General features: G+C 66.6%; 8 protein-coding genes. All 8 read right to left on the bottom strand.

The genetic code is table 11. From position 1 onward, the window contains the following. Nucleotides 1-73: 73 nt before the first annotated feature. The 8 genes from U4Z64_RS11225 to U4Z64_RS11190 all read right to left on the bottom strand — a co-directional run bounded on the left by U4Z64_RS11225 (nucleotide 74) and on the right by U4Z64_RS11190 (nucleotide 16,363). On the bottom strand, nucleotides 74-1,042 hold the full coding sequence (locus U4Z64_RS11225; RefSeq protein ID WP_321819971.1) for a UDP-3-O-acyl N-acetylglycosamine deacetylase: 969 nt from the start codon (nucleotides 1,040-1,042) through the stop codon (nucleotides 74-76). Then, nucleotides 1,039-8,601, bottom strand: coding sequence for an SDR family NAD(P)-dependent oxidoreductase (locus U4Z64_RS11220; protein ID WP_321819970.1), 7,563 nt, complete (start codon nucleotides 8,599-8,601; stop codon nucleotides 1,039-1,041). The genes U4Z64_RS11225 and U4Z64_RS11220 overlap by 4 nt, the downstream gene beginning before the upstream one ends. Further along, complete coding sequence (locus U4Z64_RS11215) at nucleotides 8,598-10,133, bottom strand: LTA synthase family protein (protein WP_321819969.1); 1,536 nt, start codon at nucleotides 10,131-10,133, stop codon at nucleotides 8,598-8,600. The genes U4Z64_RS11220 and U4Z64_RS11215 overlap by 4 nt, the downstream gene beginning before the upstream one ends. Before the next feature lies 1 nt (nucleotide 10,134). Continuing rightward, a complete protein-coding gene (locus tag U4Z64_RS11210) occupies nucleotides 10,135-10,920 on the bottom strand; it encodes an SDR family NAD(P)-dependent oxidoreductase (RefSeq protein WP_321819968.1) in 786 nt (261 codons plus the stop codon). Beyond that, nucleotides 10,907-12,130, bottom strand: a complete 1,224-nt coding sequence (locus U4Z64_RS11205; protein WP_321819967.1) for a capsular biosynthesis protein — start codon at nucleotides 12,128-12,130, stop codon at nucleotides 10,907-10,909. Before U4Z64_RS11205 ends, U4Z64_RS11210 begins: the two co-directional genes overlap by 14 nt. 227 nt (nucleotides 12,131-12,357) lie before the next feature. Further along, nucleotides 12,358-14,562, bottom strand: a complete 2,205-nt coding sequence (locus U4Z64_RS11200; RefSeq protein ID WP_321820045.1) for a capsular polysaccharide biosynthesis protein — start codon at nucleotides 14,560-14,562, stop codon at nucleotides 12,358-12,360. Continuing rightward, on the bottom strand, nucleotides 14,559-15,359 hold the full coding sequence (locus tag U4Z64_RS11195) for an SGNH/GDSL hydrolase family protein (RefSeq protein WP_321819966.1): 801 nt from the start codon (nucleotides 15,357-15,359) through the stop codon (nucleotides 14,559-14,561). Before U4Z64_RS11195 ends, U4Z64_RS11200 begins: the two co-directional genes overlap by 4 nt. Then, nucleotides 15,356-16,363 (bottom strand): glycosyltransferase family protein, encoded by a 1,008-nt coding sequence (locus tag U4Z64_RS11190; protein WP_321819965.1) that lies wholly within the window; start codon nucleotides 16,361-16,363, stop codon nucleotides 15,356-15,358. Before U4Z64_RS11190 ends, U4Z64_RS11195 begins: the two co-directional genes overlap by 4 nt. Nucleotides 16,364-16,372: the final 9 nt, after the last annotated feature.

Genomic DNA, 16,372 nt, shown 5'->3' with positions numbered 1-16,372 from the left:
TGCTTCGTTCGCGGTTTGCCGCGAATCCGTTACGAGGTATGAGGTGTCGCTTGTCGTTTCAACAGGCGCCGATTCAGGCGTCGGCGAACTCGGCCCACCGCCAGGCATCGCGGTCGGCGAGCAGCGCATCGATCAGCCGGAAATTCATTTCGTGGCTCGGCCGCACCGCGCTCACGCGCGCAAGCAGCGGTGCCCCGGCCAGCGCGAGATCGCCGACCAGGTCGAGCACCCGATGCCGGACGAACTCCTCCGGCAGCCGCATTCCGCCGAGCACGCGATTGCCGACGATCGACGCCGTACATGACGGCCGAGCGCCGCGCAGGATCGGCACGCCGCGCACATAGCCGGCGATGATCGCCGGCACGGCCCATTTCACACGCCCGTACGAGCGCGACGGTGCGATTTCGGTCGCAAACGCATCCGGCGTCAGCACGCCATCCCAGTGCATGTCGCCGAAGCCGCGCAAGTCGTTCCGCACGCTCAGCTCGTAGCGCGCGGCCGGCTCGATCCGCATTTCGCGTCGCTGATCGCCTGCGCCGTCCGCGACTACGACGGGCCGCAGCACACGGATGAAGCGCTTCGGCGCATCGAGCGCGAGACGGCCGCATGCGCGGATCGCGTCGACCCATGGCGCGGCGCTGCCATCGAGAATCGGCACTTCCTCCGCATCGAGTTCGACGATCGCGTGATCGATCTCGCATGCGAGCAGCGACGCGAGCAGATGCTCGATCGTGCGCACGCCAACCCCGTCGGCGTTGCGCAGCATCGTGCAAAGCGGTTGAGCGCGACGCAGGGCGGGATCGACTTCGAGTACACCGAGTTCGCGTCCGTTGCGCATCCGCCGAAACACGATCCCGTGCCGGCCGTCCGCCGGCGTGACCGGGTGAATCCGCACCTGCACGCGCCGACCGGTATGCAGACCGTGGCCCGACAACGCGAGTGGCCGCGCCAGCGTTCCCGCGCTCGGCTGCCAACCCGATGGCAGCTTGACTTGAGCGGTCTCCGCGTCGACCGACCCGTCTGCGCCTCTCGATTCGTTCAATTTGAACCCCGCTCGAGCTCGGCCCGCGCTTCGTCACCCAACGCGTGCCGCGCGACCAGCACTTCCGCCAGCTCGTCCGCTGCCGCGACGTTCTCGTTGCCGCCCTGCGCATCGAGCAACTCGACGATGCGCTCGGCCAGCGTATGCACCGTCGCGCCTTCCGCGATCGCCATGATCGACAGCTTGACGCCGAAGGTCTCCTCGACGGCCATGCCGAGCTCCATGCCCATCAGCGAGTCCATCCCGAGATCCAGCACCGACCGGCCGGCATCGACGCGCTCCGGCGACATGTGCAGAATCCGCGCGATCTGGCCGCGCAGCGCCGACTCGACGAGCGCGACGGCCTCGGCCGCCGACAACGTTCGCAATTGCTCCAGCAACACGCGATCCTCGCTCGACGCCTCGGCCGCCCCACCCGTTTGCAACGCCGCGTAACGGCGCGCGTGCGCGGCCGGCATGCCGCGCGAGATGGCGCCCCAGTCGAGACGCACGACCGCTTCGCCGGCGCCCCCTTGCACAAGCGCGCGTTCGAGCGCGCCCATCGCCTCGTCCGACGTGATCGACGCACCGCCGATCCGCGACTGCAACGCCTCGCGCGTGTCGGCGTTGCGCGCGAGGAAACCGACGTCCTCGATCGGCCCCCATGCCATGAACATCGCCGGCAGCCCCGCCGCGAGACGATGTGCGACCAGCGCCTCGAGGAAGCCGTTGGCGGCCACATATGCACCCTGCCCCGGATTGCCGAGATAGGTCGTCGCTGACGAGTACACGACGAAGAAATCGAGCGCACATCGCCGCGTCGCGCGATGCAGGTTCCATGCACCGGCCACCTTCGGTTCGAGCACGGCCGCAAAGCGCGCGTCATCGACGTTGCGCAGCAGACCGTCGTCGATCTGCATCGCCGAATGCAGCACACCCTTGAGCGGCGTCCCGCGACGCTCGATCTCTTCGATGAGGGTTTCCAGCGCCGCGCTGTCGGTCACGTCGCATCGTGCGACCGACACGTGCGCGCCGAGCGCGTCGCGCCAGCGATCGGCTTCGGCCTGCATCGCGGCGCCCAGTGCGCCGCCGCGACTCGCGAGTGTCAGGTGCCGTGCGCCGCGCTCGATCATCCAGCGCGCGGTCGCGAAACCCAGCCCGCCGGTGCCCCCGACGATCAGGTACGCCGCCTGCGGGTCGAGCCGCAGGGTCGGCACCGCGACGCCGCGCGTCGGTACCGGCGTGCCCGACGGATAGGTGACCAGCACCTTGCCGATCTGGCGCGCCTGCTGCATGTAGCGGAACGCTTCCTCCGCACGCGCGGCCGGGAACGCGCGGTACGGCAGCGGATGCAGCACGCCGCCCGAGAACAGGTCCATCACTTCCTCGAACAGTCGCGTCGTCAGCGACGGCAGCACGCCCATCAGCTGATCGGCGTCGATGCCGAAATAGCTGATGTTATTGCGGAACGGCCGCAGGCCGATCTGGCTGTTCTCGTAGAAGTCACGCTTGCCGAGTTCGAGGAAACGGCCGAATGGACGCAGCGTATCGATGCTGCGCACCATCGCTTCGCCGGCGAGCGAATTGAGCACGATGTCGACGCCTTCGCCGTGCGTGCGCGCGAGGATCTCGTCGGCGAACGCGAGGCTGCGCGAATCGAACACGCGGTCGACGCCAAGCAGGCGAATGAACTCGCGCTTCTCGTCGCTGCCGGCGGTCGCGAAGACTTCCGCGCCAAGATGTCGCGCGATCTGGATCGCCGCGATGCCGACTCCGCCCGCACCGCCGTGCACGAGCACGCGCTCGCCGCGTCGCAGCCGCGCCAGTTCGCACAATGCGTAGTACGCGGTGAAGAATGTCGTCGGGACCGTGGCGGCCTCCTCGAACGACATCGTGTCGGGCTTGCGTGCAATCGCGGTTGCGCGCGTGACCACGCGTGTCGCGAACGATGCCGGCGCGAAACCGAGCACGGCGTCGCCCGGTACGAAACCGTCAACGCCCGGGCCGATCCGGACCACGCGCCCCGACATCTCCATGCCGATCGTCGCGCCCGCGAAGCCCGTCTCGACGGCCTCGTCGGACAGCAGCCCCATCGCATACATCACGTCGCGGAAATTGAGCCCGGTCGCCATCGGTTCGATCTCGACCTCGCCGGCGGCGAGATCGTGTGCTGGCATCGCGAACCATTCGAGGTTGCGCAACGAACCCGGCATGTCGAATGCGAGCCGTGCTCCCGGGTGGTCCGATGCAGGCGGCAGCGCGTTGTCGCGCTCGGCCGCCTGCGCAGCCGGCAGCATGCGCGGCACGTAGCGGCCCTGCGGGGCCAGCAGCACTTCCTCTTCGCCATCGTCGCCGAGCAGCACCATCACAAGCTGCAGCGCCGGTTGTTCGACGGCCTGATCGACGTCAATCAAACGGATCGCCAGCGTCGGATACTCGTTCGCCATCACGCGGCCGAGGCCCCATAACGTTCCATGTTCGGGATGTGACGACGTACCGGCAGCAAACGGCGCACCGCCGCGCGTCACGACGCACAGCCGACCGCGCGCCGTCGCGCCGGCTGCCTCGAGATCGCGCACGAGCGACGCCAGCGCGAGTGCGCCGCCGTGCTGCGCGCGCATCACGGCCGCACCGTCGGCCGTGTCGAGCGATGCAAGCGGCGCCACGAACACGACATGCGCCGGATGCTCGGCCGGCTGACGCGCCGACCATCCAGCGGCGTCGCGCACTGCTGCCGACTCGACGCGGCAACCCAGTCGCTCGAGTTCGCCCGCCAGGGCGATGCCGAACGCATCGTCATTCTCCTGAACGATCAGCCAGTGCGCGCCATCACGCTCCGCCATGCACCGCATACGATCCTCGTCCCGCGATGCGCCGGCCGTTTGCTCGTCGGCAACCGGCTTGCGCGCGACGACAAACGTCGGCATGCCCTCGAGATCGAGGCCTTGTTCGGTATCGCGCACCACGTCGACCAGTCCGGCGCGTTCGCACATCGACTCGATCGCGGCGGGCGCCAGCGCGCCGTAAGTGCCGGCGGCAACTTCGCCACCGGCCGTGCCGAACACGATGTCGGAGAACCGGCTGCGTCGCGCCTCGGCGACGACGACGAGCCCGCCCGGTGCGAGCCGTTCGGTGATCGCCGTCAGCGCGGCGAGCGGATCCGGGTGATCGCCCAGCATCCGGTTGACGATCACGACGTCGAACGGCGTCGTATCGCAACATTGCGCGAACAGCGGTGCGTCGGTCGCAATCGTCAGCGTGCGCACGTGCGCATGCGCTTCCGCGTCGAATCCGGCGAGCTGCTGCTGCGTGCCTGCGAGCACGTACTCGCAGCGGCCGGCCGGCACGTTCACGTCGAGCGGCTGCAGCACGTCGCCGTTCGCGGTGCCGATCTCCAGCACACGCAAGCGCCGTGCATCCGGCCACGCCGCGATCGCCTGCGTCACGCAGGCGGCGAGCAGCGCGCGTGCATGCGCCCACGTCGGCGACGCATCGAAAAACTGTTCGACCAGGCTGCGCCCGGTCGACGAGAGCACCGCACCCGCCGGCGACGCGTCGCTCAGCACGCGCGGCAACGCCGCGCCGACGTGCGCCAGCAACGTCAGTTCGGCGACATGGGCCGGCGATGCCGCCAGCACGTCGCGCCACAGCGCGTCACGCGCGGGCATCGCCGCGCAGGCTTCGTCATCGCGAACCAGACGATCGCCGTCGAAACGGGCCAGCCCGTCTTCGACGACGATCTCCGCCAGTCGCGCGACCTGTTGCGGGTGCGTGCCCATCGGCAGCGCCGGCCGGGCGAAGACGCCAAGCGCATCCAGCGCGTCGAGCGCATGCAGACCGGCGAGCACGTCGAGCAGCGGCAGCATTTCGGTCAGATGCTGCGTGCGGCGCGCGCGGTCTTCGCGCGCCGCGACATGCGCGTTCGCACGCTCGACGAGCACGCCCGGCTGTGGCAGAGCGGCGGCCGTGTAACCGTCCGGCAGCGGCCGCGCTTCGAGCACGTAGGCAAATCGCGCCGGCGCACCGTGACGGCGCCCGGCCAGATCGACGCGACGGAAGCGGCACGCGGCAAGGCGCGCGACGACCCTGCCGTCGGCATCGATAAATTCGAACGATGCGACGATCGAATGCGGGCTGCGGCGGTGAATGCGCGCCAGCACGCGACGAATCGATTCGCCGCTCAGGAAATCGACGCGGCCGATCTGGACCGGAACAAATGCCGCATGCGCATCCTCCGGTGCGGCGCCGGCCTGCCCCAGCACCGCGAACAGCGGATGGAAACCGCTGTCCATCAGCGCGGGATGCAGCAGATAGTCCGACCGCGCACACGCGTCGGCCAGGACCGTCGGCACCTCGATCTCGGCAAGCGCGTCGTCGCCGGACACGCACAGCGACCGCACCCAGCGGAACGCCGGGCCGTAGCTGAGGCCGATCGCCGCCGTGCCCGCATACAGCGCGTCACCGGATAGCACCGGACGCGATTGCAGCCGGGCGATCACGGACGCCTCCGGCATGCTGTCCGCATCGAGCGTATTGCCGCTTTCGAGCAGGCGCCCCGTCACGTTCAGGTTCCACGGGCCGTCCGTCATCCGGTCGCGCGTCTCGATCGTAAACGACGCGGTGCGCACGTCGATCGCGAACCGGAACAACTTTGCGTGCTGCGGCTGGAACACGACCGGCATGCGGATCTCGACGTTCTCGATGGCCACATCCGGCGTCCCGAAGAACGTGCGCGCCGCCGCGAGCGCCATTTCGACATAACCGGCACCGGGGAACGCGACGCCACCGTCGACGACGTGATCGGCGAGCATCGCCACGCGCTGTGGATCGAGCTGGTTCTCCCAGGCGAACGCATGCTCGTGCAGGCGATAGCCGAGCAGCGGATGATCGACGCGGCGGTTCACGAGCCCGTAACCCTCGACGCTCGGCACCAGCCAGTAACGCTCACGCTGCCACGGATAGGTCGGCAGCGCGGCGTGCGGCGCGTCGGGCACGAAGCGGTCGAGATCGACGCGCGCGCCTTGCGCAACCGCCGACAGGATCGAATGGGCGAGCATCTCCGCGCTATCGTGCTGGCGCTTGAGCGTCGGCACGACGACGCCAGGCGCAACGCGCGCCGCAAGCGTCTGCTTCACGTAGGTGCGCAGGATCGAGTGCGGCGCGATCTCGACGAACACGCGCACGCGATCGTCGGCCAGGCGGGAAATTGCGTCGCCGAAACGCACCGGCTCGCGAATGTTGCGCCACCAGTAGCCCGCGTCGAGCGCAGTGCCCGACAGCGTGTCGCCGGTCACCGTCGACACGAATCGCGTATGCGTCTCGCGCGGCGCGAGATCGGCCAGCCCGTCGCGCACGACCGGCTCGATCGCGTCCATGCGGCTGCTGTGGAACGCGTAATCGAGGTCGAGCATCTGGTAGAAATGGCCCGCGTCCGCAAGCGCCGCGCCGATTGCTTCCAGCGCAGCTTGCGAACCGGCGAGCGTCACTGACTCGGGGCTGTTGGTGCCGGCAATTTCGATGGCGGCGCCGAGTTCGAGACGCGCGATCCAGTCGCGCGCCGCGGCTTCGCCGATGCCGGCCGCCGCCATCCTGCCTGCGCCACGAGTGAGACCCTGTGCCCCGCTGCGGATCCGGATCACGCGCACGGCTTCAGCGAGCGTGAGTGCGCCCGACGCCCAGGCCGCGGCGATCTCGCCGACACTGTGGCCGACTGCCGCGTCGAAGCGGATGCCGCGCGCGGTCAGCACACGCGTGATGCCGACCTGCATCGCGAACAACAGCGGCTGCGCGTTCTCGGTCGCGGCAAGCCATGCGGAGTCGACACCTTCGCACATGACTTCGACGAGCGACGCGTTGCCGTCTGCACGCCAGAGCGCATCGACTTCGTCGAGTGCCGCGCGAAACACGGCGTCCTCGCCATAAAGCCGCTTGCCCATCCCGGCCCATTGACTGCCGTTGCCCGCATAAACGAACGCGACCGGCGCGTCGCCTTCGACGGCCTGCCCCTGCACCGCGCACGCCGGCAGCCCGCGCGCCGACGGCTCGGCAAGTGCGGCGAGCGCGGCCAGCCCTTCGGCCCGATCTGCCGGCGCGATGACCGCGCGATGCTCGAGCCACTGGCGACGCCGTGCGGCGGCAGCCGCGAGTGCGGCCCAGTCGGCACCCGACTGCAGACGTGCGAGATAGCGCGCAGCGACGGCCGCCAGCGCAGCCGGTGAACGTGCGGTGAGGACGAGCGGCGGCAACGGTGCATCGATCCTTGCCGCCGCCTGTGCGGTGGGCGCGGGTGCCGCTGCTTCGGTGATGACGACGTGCGCATTCGTGCCGCCAAAGCCGAACGAGTTGATGCCGATCGTCAGCGGGGCTTCGCCGCGCTCGAGCGGCGTGAACCGATCGACCACGCGCAAGCGGCCGCCGTCGAAATCGATGCCGGGATTCGGCGTATCGAAATGCAGCGAGCGCGGCACCGCACGATGCTTCAGGCACAGCACCGCCTTCAGCAGGCCCGCCATTCCCGATGCCGTTTCGAGGTGCCCGATATTGGTCTTGACCGAACCGATCAGCAGCGGATCGGATTCGGGCCGGCCGCCCGACACCGCATCGATCAACGCACGCGCCTCGATCGGATCGCCGACCGCCGTGCCCGTTCCGTGTGCCTCGAGATACGCGAGCGTGCGCGGATCGATACCAGCGCGCCGATACACGGCGCGCAGCAGGTCCGCCTGCGTCGCCGCGGCCGGCACGTTGATGCCGCCATGCGAATGGCCATCCGAATTCACGCCCGATCCGGCGATGACCGCGTGGATCGTATCGCCGTCGGCCAGCGCCTGATCGAGCGGCTTGAGCAGCACGAACGCACCGCCCTCGGCACGCACGTAGCCGTCGCCGGTCGCGTCGAACGCACGGCAGCGGCCGCGCGGCGACAGCATCGACGCCTTCGAGAAACTGACGAATCCGAACGGGTGCAGCAGCAGGTTCACGCCGCCGGCCAGCGCCATCGCGGTCTCGCCCGACTGCAGCGCCCGGACCGCCTGATGGAGCGCGACGAGCGAAGACGAGCATGCGGTGTCGACCGACATGCTCGGGCCGCGCAGGTCGAACAGGTAGGACACGCGGTTCGACGCAATGCTGAGCGTGTTGCCGGTTGCCGAATACGGATCGATCGTGTTCATGTCGTCCATATTGCGGTTGCCGTAATCCATGCCCGCCACACCGACGAACACGCCGCAGTCGCGGCCGCGCATCGCAGCCGGACGCACGCCGGCGTCCTCGAACGCCTCCCACGCGAGTTCGAGCAGCAGCCGCTGCTGCGGATCCATTTGCGCGGCCTCGCGCGGCGAGATGCCGAAGAATTCGGCGTCGAAGCCCGCGACGTCATCGACGACGCCCGCGGCGAACGTGTAGCTCTTTCCCGGCTCGCGCTTCGACGGGTGCTGGTAGAACGCCGTACCGAAACGGTCCGGTGGGATGGCGGTCACGGCATCGCGTTCGCTGCACAGGAGTTGCCAGAAGTCGCCGGGACTCTCGACGCTACCGGGGAACCGGCACGCCATCCCGATGATCGCTATTTGCTTGTTCATGCTCTTTCTGCTTTGGCCAGCGCATCGCGATCACACGCGCGCGGCTCGTTCGAATAGGTGATGGCCGACATCAGCAGTCGGCCCAATTCTTCTGCGCGAATATCCTGTCCGCGGGCATCGGCGCTCGCGTCGTTCTTCCAGACGAAATAATCGCTGCGATCGGGCAGGACACCGAGCTTGTCGAATACGCGCCGCAACGCCGGTACGTGATCGCCGTAGAAGCAGACGATCGTCTCGCGGTCGCTTCGCCTCAGATGGTCGAGCAGTCGCTCGATCATCCGGTTCGCGTTATCCAGGTGACGCAAGTAGGCAGTCAGGTCGTGCCACGCGTCGTCTTCGCCGAGCGCATGGTAGCGGGCGGCTTCGCCCGTGGCCACGGCTTCGAGATGCAGCGGCCCGTGATTCTCCATCGTCATCGCGAAGATGAACGCGGGATGCTCGCGCGGTGCGTCCAGCACATCGATGATCGCATCGGCGACGGCCGCGTCCGCAACATACTGCCCGGCGCGCGGACGACCGTCGAAGCCGCGGATGTCCATGAATGCATCGAAGTGCATCAGCGGAAACACGCGATCGCGCCCGAAGAAATCCGCGTGGTACGGGTGCATCGCGATCGTCCTGTAGCCGCCGCGCCTGAACCACCCCGCAAGCGACGGGCACATCTTGCGTAGAAATGCGTAGGGATAGAAGCGCGCATAGCCGAGTCGTTCGTGCGGTATTCCGGTGAGGACGGCGAATTCCGTGCGCATCGTATTCGCGCCCCATGCGGGAACGACCAGCGTGCCGTGCGCGACCGCTTCGCGGCGTGCACGGTCGAACCCCGCCATCAGCGATGGTGCGACCGCCGACGTCGCGCGCCGGATATCGAAGAACGACTCGCTCTGAATCACGATGACGTCCGGCCCGCGCGGCGGCGAGCCGGTCACGTACTGGCTCGTAGCTGCCGCGGCATCGAACGTCTTCAGTGTCGCGGGACGCAGACCATTGAGCAGATACGCGACGAACACCGCGAAAAAACCGTACCGCTGCTGGTCCACCGTCGCATCGAGTGTCAACGGCAAGCGCGCCGCCACGCGCGCGGCAATCAGCAAACAGGCTAGCGCGACGGCGGCGGCGATCGTTCGCGGCGGCGCATCCGCATGGTCGAGCAGGCAACCTGCAACGAGCAGCACGACGCCGGCTGCAATCGCGACCACCTTGCCAACGCTCAGAAACGGCAGATAGAGGCGCGGATGAGCAAACAACTGGCTGAACAGGCTGAGATCGGTAAAGACGAAGGGCTCACGCAGAGATTCGAACTTCGCGTTGCTGATGGCCGCCAGCAGCGCCACCAGCGCGGCAGCGATGCCTGCGGAAAACACCGGCCGCGACGTGGCCACCAGCACGCACGCTCCGACGAACGACACGGCCAACCCATGCAGAAACACGGCACGCAACGGCCTGCGCAACGGCGCACGCGGCACCGCGACGGCGTCGAGGCCGAACGAGGCGGCCAATGCGATCGCGAAAACGAGTACCAGCGTGCCGGACATGCTAGCGGCCCTCGCGTGGCAAATACGACAGCTTGCCGAGAATCGCATCGGCGACCAGCGCCGGCGCCAGCGTCAACAATCGCATTCCGAGCGCGAGCGTGCCCGGAAACGCGATTTCTGCGCGGCCTGCATGCAGCCTGCGGCGGATATGCCGCGCGGCGCGATCGGCCGACCACATGAACGGTTTGTCGCCGGGAAAGACGTCGCTCATCGCGGTCTTCACGAATCCGGGCAGTACGATCGACATCCGGATGCCGTCGCGCGCCAGCAGGGGCCGCACGGAATCGCCATACGCCTTGATCGCCGCCTTGCTCGCACAATACGCGGGCGAAATCGCCATGCCGCGCAACGCCGCGAGCGAACTGATCATCGCAACGTGGCCGCGATGGCGCACGCGCATGCGGGCGATCACCGGCAGCACCGCATGCAATGCACCGTACAGATTCGTATCGACCACCACGGTCGTGCGTTCGAGCTCTTCCCAGTCGTCGGCATGCGCCAGCGTACTCGCAACGCCCGCGTTCGCGATCAACAGATCGATCGGATGCGCGTCGTCGAACGCGTCCAGCCACGTGCGCAGCGCTTCGGCATCGCACACGTCGACACGACCGCATTCAACAATCGCGCCACGCGCCCGACAGGCCGTCGCCACGTCGTCGAGACGCGCCGCGTCGCGGCCGATCAATCCGACGACGACGCCGGGTACCGCATAGGCCAGCGCCAGCGCGCGCCCGAGTCCGGCCGTCGCGCCGGTGATCACGACATGACGCGGTTCACGCGAACGCATGATTGACCTCCACCCGGGTTGCCTCCAGTCGTCGCACGGCGCCTTCCACCGCCATGTCGATGCCGGTATCCGTATAGAAGTCGCCGTTGATCTGCGTGTGATGAATCACATAATCCAGAAACGCGTGGAACAGGTCTTCGTCAGGCCGTTCGGCATGCTCCCAGAAGCTGTCGAGGCCGCCTTGCCACGTCAGTCCCGGCATGTCGTAGATCGCCACGCCGAGCGCGATCAGCGGACAATGGTGGTAAAGCGCCGACATCCCGGTCGTACTGTTGACCAGCACCACGCCGCGCGTGTGATCGAGCAGCGTCGGCAAATGGCCGGCGTCGATGAACGACACGCGATCGGCGATGCCGAGCTCGCGCGCAAGCTGCCGGACGTGTCCGCGATAATCGAACGCGCCCGTGTCCAGCGGATGGTTTTTGACCAGCAAGTCGTGTCCGGCGGGGGCGTGCTGCGCGAACGACTGCAGTACGAGGTCGATCGATGCGCGCACGCTTCCGAATGGCGAATGATGGACGATTTGCGCGTCCGCGTTGACCTGGAGCGGAAACAGATAATAGGGCCGGCCGGCGAGCATGCGCCGTGTCACTCGCTCGGCTTCGCGATCGAATATCGGTTGTTTCAGCGCGCGTGTCGCCAGCCCCGCATATTCGACGAAGCCGTTGCGCGGACGATGGCTGCGATAATTCGGGAAACGGGACCGATATAGTGTATTGGCCGCACGATAGCGCATGTCGTGATACGCACGGACGGCCAGTCGATATCCTGTGGCGTGCCCGAGATCGCGCGGCGGCGTTACGCTGCGCTGATCCAGATACCACGCCGGATCGCGCGGCAGCAGCGAACGCCCATTGACCCCGTGGCGCTCGAGCGTCAGCCAATGCGGACGCACGTACCCTTCCTCGAATACATGCGCGGCGACGCCGTGATCGCGGGCGACAGGATGCACGGGCCGGTGAATGGCCCGGCAGTCGCCGAACAGGATCACGTCCGTCACGTCGCCGGTTCGCAGCGTTGTCGCATACCACGCGGCAAGCTCGTCTGGATGCGCGGTGTAATCGCTCGCAGCGCCATTTCCGGAATAGACCAGGTCTCCTCCACAGAAATTTATCCTGCGAACGCGATGGCCGCGACTCCGCAACGCATCGGCCAATCGGCTAAAGAACGGCGATGCCGTGCCTTGCAGAACCAGAAAAGAGCGTCGCATTATTAATAAGATTTATCATTTTTCAATATTTTTACGCACACACACGAAATGAACGACGATGCGCCGGCAGTTGAATCGCCACCCCTGCCCCGATTTTTTGCCCCGGATTTATAGATGAACGATTGTATCGTTTTACGAGATAACGATACAACCTCGGCGCTCCGAAATGCGGTATAGCTGATTTGCGTTATCGGACACTGTCGGCACCATTCCCGGATGGCCGCCGGCTAAAGTTTCGCGAGCCAGCGCTGCAGTGACATGTACAGCTTCTTGCGCGCCGAAATCCGATATTCCGAGTAAGTCGTCAGCGCCCACATCTTGACTTTCCCGGACTGCTGTTTGAGCCGATTTCGCTTCAGCTTGCCCTGCCCGGTCGACTGCCGCTGCGCGTGCAGTAATGCAATTGCGTATTGGGCATCGATTACGGCCCGGGATACCGGATGGACATAGCGCGGATAGCGCAGCAGCGTCCCGGCAATCAGCTCGTCGAGCGTTAGCCGGCGATTGCGGCGCGACCAGACCGGATGGGTGTACGTCCCGTCGCCAGCGCCCGGCATGCGGTCGGTGCCTGCCGATACGTTTGCGAACACATCGTGCGTCAGCCCCCAGCCGGCATAAAACGGCGCGCCGTAGCAGACGACCCGCTTGCCACGCAGCAGCGCCTCGAAGCCGGTCAACGACGTCATCGTATGCACTTCGTCGGCCTGCTCGACGCAGGCGATCACGTCGGATTCAGGCGCCACGGCGTCGGCGAGTCGCCGGGCTTCGTGCAGTGGCACCGCACCCGCGCGATTTCCGCTGACGACGTCGGGATGCGGCTTGAAGACGATGAACGCATCGGGATGGGCGGCCCGCACGCTCGACAGCAACCCGAGATTCGTGGAGATCCACGGTGAGCCGGTCCGGATCGATGCATCATCCTCGACCTGCCCCGGCACCAGAATCACTTTCGCGGGGCGCGGCGACGGTAGCGCGACGCCGCCGTTGCCGACGTTGTACTTGCCAATGCGGGCGTCGACGAGCGCCGCCCGCACGGTGCGAGCCTCGGCGAGTTCCGCATCGTCGAAGCCACCGCGCTCGAGGATCGCTTCCAGCCGGGACGGCGTGCGCGGATCGAAGTAGATGCCGAGATCGTCGATCACGAGCGAGAGCGGCGCGATGAGATTCGAGCCGAGACCGACGGAGCGGATGAACCCGTCCTCCATGCGAAGCACCGGCAAGCCCAGCTCCTGCGCGGCGGCAGCAACATCGGGACGCCGGGCACCCCACAGCACGACGCGCCGCGATGCGTCAGGCGGCAGACGCCGCAGCGCCGCCGGCGAATCGACGAAACGCACGCGAGCGCCACCGTGCCGCAGAAACGGTGCGACCACGCTGCGCTTCCATAGGCTCAGCCCGACGCACACGAGTTCGCCTCTCGTCACCTCGTTCAGCCGGCGTTGCTTCGCGAGATGGGCAATCACGTCGAAGATCGTGCCACGGCTGCCGGTTTCGGGATCGATGTAACGGCAATAGCGCAGGTACGCCGCATCGAACAGCTGATGCAGCGTCGCGCTACCGCGGCGATCGGCAACGATCGGTGCGTCCGCGTGACGATCGTCGGTGAGCCCCCAGCCGGCGTACCACGGCAAGCCGAACGTCATGACCGGCTTGCCGCACAGCAGCGCCTCGAAACCCATTTGCGACGAAACGGCATACACCTTGCCCACCCGCTTCAGCAGCGATGGCGGACTGACGTCGGCCGGCAGCAGACGCACGCGCGGATCGCTGAATGACGCGTCGACGAGATAGCCGGCCTTCTTGCCGCACATCACGTCGGGATGGGTCTTGATCCAGACCGGCTTGCCGGGGTTTTCGATGAGCGCGGCGGCAAGCATCGCGCGGAACGACGATTCGTCGGCACCGCCGAGGCGGACAGCGACGTCCCCGCGAGTCTGGTCGATGACCAGGATCGCGTCGTCGCGCCAGTCGTCGGGCGGGACGAAATCGGGCGCGTGGTTGTATTTGGACAAGCCGTGGCGGACGATCAGGGACATCGCGCGGCCGGCTTCGTTCCGCGAGGCATCGGCGCGATCGCCCTCAAGCGCGGCGGCTTCCTTCACGAGCATCTCGAGACGTGACGGACGGCTGGCGTCGTAGTAGATGCCGAGATCGTCGATGACGATCGACAGGGCAGTGTCGCCGAGCACGCCGAGGGAGACGGAGCGGAGGAAGCCGTCTTCGATGCGCAGCACGTCCACGCCGGCACGCAGCGCCCATGCCTGGGCGCGCTGGCCGCTTTCGCGCAGGCCCCAGCCGAGAATGCCTGATACGCCGGATCGCTGCCATGGAAAGCCGCAGGCAACAATACCGTCGAGCCAAGGGGTCCGGCCGCACCATGCCCACAGGCCAACGCTTTGAATCGGAACGATCCAGCGCGGCGGACGGGTCATGATTCCACCCCGCTGCGCGTCCCGGCGTGCCCGATGGAACGTTCGGCACTCGTGAGCGGCATCGCAAACAGCACCTTCAATTGTTGTACCAGGCAACGCGCATACGGCCGGCGGGCGTAGTGATGATCGAACCGGCGGGGATGGTGCCAGGAACGCTTTACCAAGCCATCCGCCCCGAGCGCATACGGACTTGAATCGAGGTACGGAATCCCGTGCGTACAGCAAAATCGCTCGATACGCGCATTGAATTCCCGCGCCAGCTCGGTTCGCTCGCGCTGTGTTGCCGACACCTGCTGACGTACCGCGGCCGTCTCGTCGCGCGGCGCGGCCTGGTCCGCCAGCGTCGGCAACGGCGCGCTGAGTATAGCGACCCGGTGGGCCGCCGCTACTTCGGCGATGAAATCGCAATAGTTGCGAACCGCCTCGTCAAGCAGAACTGGAATCGGACACGCCCGAAATTCCACCAGTTTCCAAAGCGAATAGGCGGTATCGACTTCACCGAGATTGAGCAGCACCCAATCGTGTTTCGAAGACTGAAGGCGATTCGTGAAACGCAGGAGTGCGGACGTCGTCGAATGACGGTTATCGATGCCGATTGCCGTTGCGCCCGGAACATATTCGATGTCGAACTGCACGTTCGGCAATCGCAATGCGAACCATGCGTGCTCGAACACACGAACGTGAGAATCCCCAAGAACCAGTACGCGCAGCAGCGGTCGCTCGCATACAAGCGCCGCGCATCGCCGCCACACGCGCAACAGCACAGGGTCGCGCAAGCGTTGCATCTTCGTGCTCACTGCCCCAGCACCTCGGCAATTTGGCGGAGGCGATGCTGCCACGTATGGTGCTTCGCCACAAACTCCGCACCGGCGCGTGCGCGTTCGAGATCACTGCTGGACGGGCCACCCCGCAGACGCGCAAATAGCTCGCGCGCCTCGTCCTCGCTGCGTACGACATGGCAGAAGTCCGCGAACATCGCATCGATCGACCGCGCCGGCGTTGTTACGGCAATTCCGCCGCAACCGAGAATCTCGACCAGGCGCCGCGAAAACATGGTCGGCGAGTCCTCGACCGTATTCACGTTCAGGGACACGACGTAGTCGCGGTACATCTGCGCCGTTTGTTCGTGCTGGACTGCATGCTGCACATCGAGGCCTTCAAGCGCCGGAAAACGATAGTGCGACGCCTTGCGGCTCGAATTGCGGTCGACGACGGTCAGGCCCAGGCCACTACCGCAGGCCGCGCCAAACAGCACGTCCTGCCACGCGCGCCGACGCGCGTGATTCTCGCTGCTGTAGCTGCCAACGAAATTCGCACGCCGGAATTTGAAGTCGAAGCCGGTAAAACCGTGCGTCCTGGGCTGAATCGCGAACATCAACGTGTGAACCGATGCCTGCTCGCCCATCACCGCCTTGTAGCGTGGCACGGCATTGGCGTCCACCGTAAACACGTGGTCGAACAGCTTCGCACTATCCACGAAACGATCGAAGTGAACCGAGTCCTCCTTGTTCCAGAACACGGTCGGAATACCACGGTCCCTCGCGGCCTCGACCAGCCGAATCAACGCGTGGTTCGTCCGCTCCGGGCGTTCCGGATAGGCGGCGATCTTGTACTTCCAGCGATCGCGAACCCCCGACCATGCCGACTCGACCAGCAAATAGTCCGGACGCGAAAACGCCAGGCGCCAGCGAAATCCACGGGGACCCAACGGAATAACGCGACTATCGAAAACGAGGCTCGACGATGTCAGGCCGTCTGCAACCAGAGCGACAGTCGGATGCTTTCGGATACTCAAGCTCACTCCCACCGG

This window comes from Burkholderia sp. BCC1996 (assembly GCF_905339955.1).
In the GTDB taxonomy this organism is placed as follows: domain Bacteria; phylum Pseudomonadota; class Gammaproteobacteria; order Burkholderiales; family Burkholderiaceae; genus Burkholderia.
The sequence above is the reverse complement of the archived record's forward strand: the minus strand, read 5'-3'. Positions and strand labels throughout refer to the sequence as shown.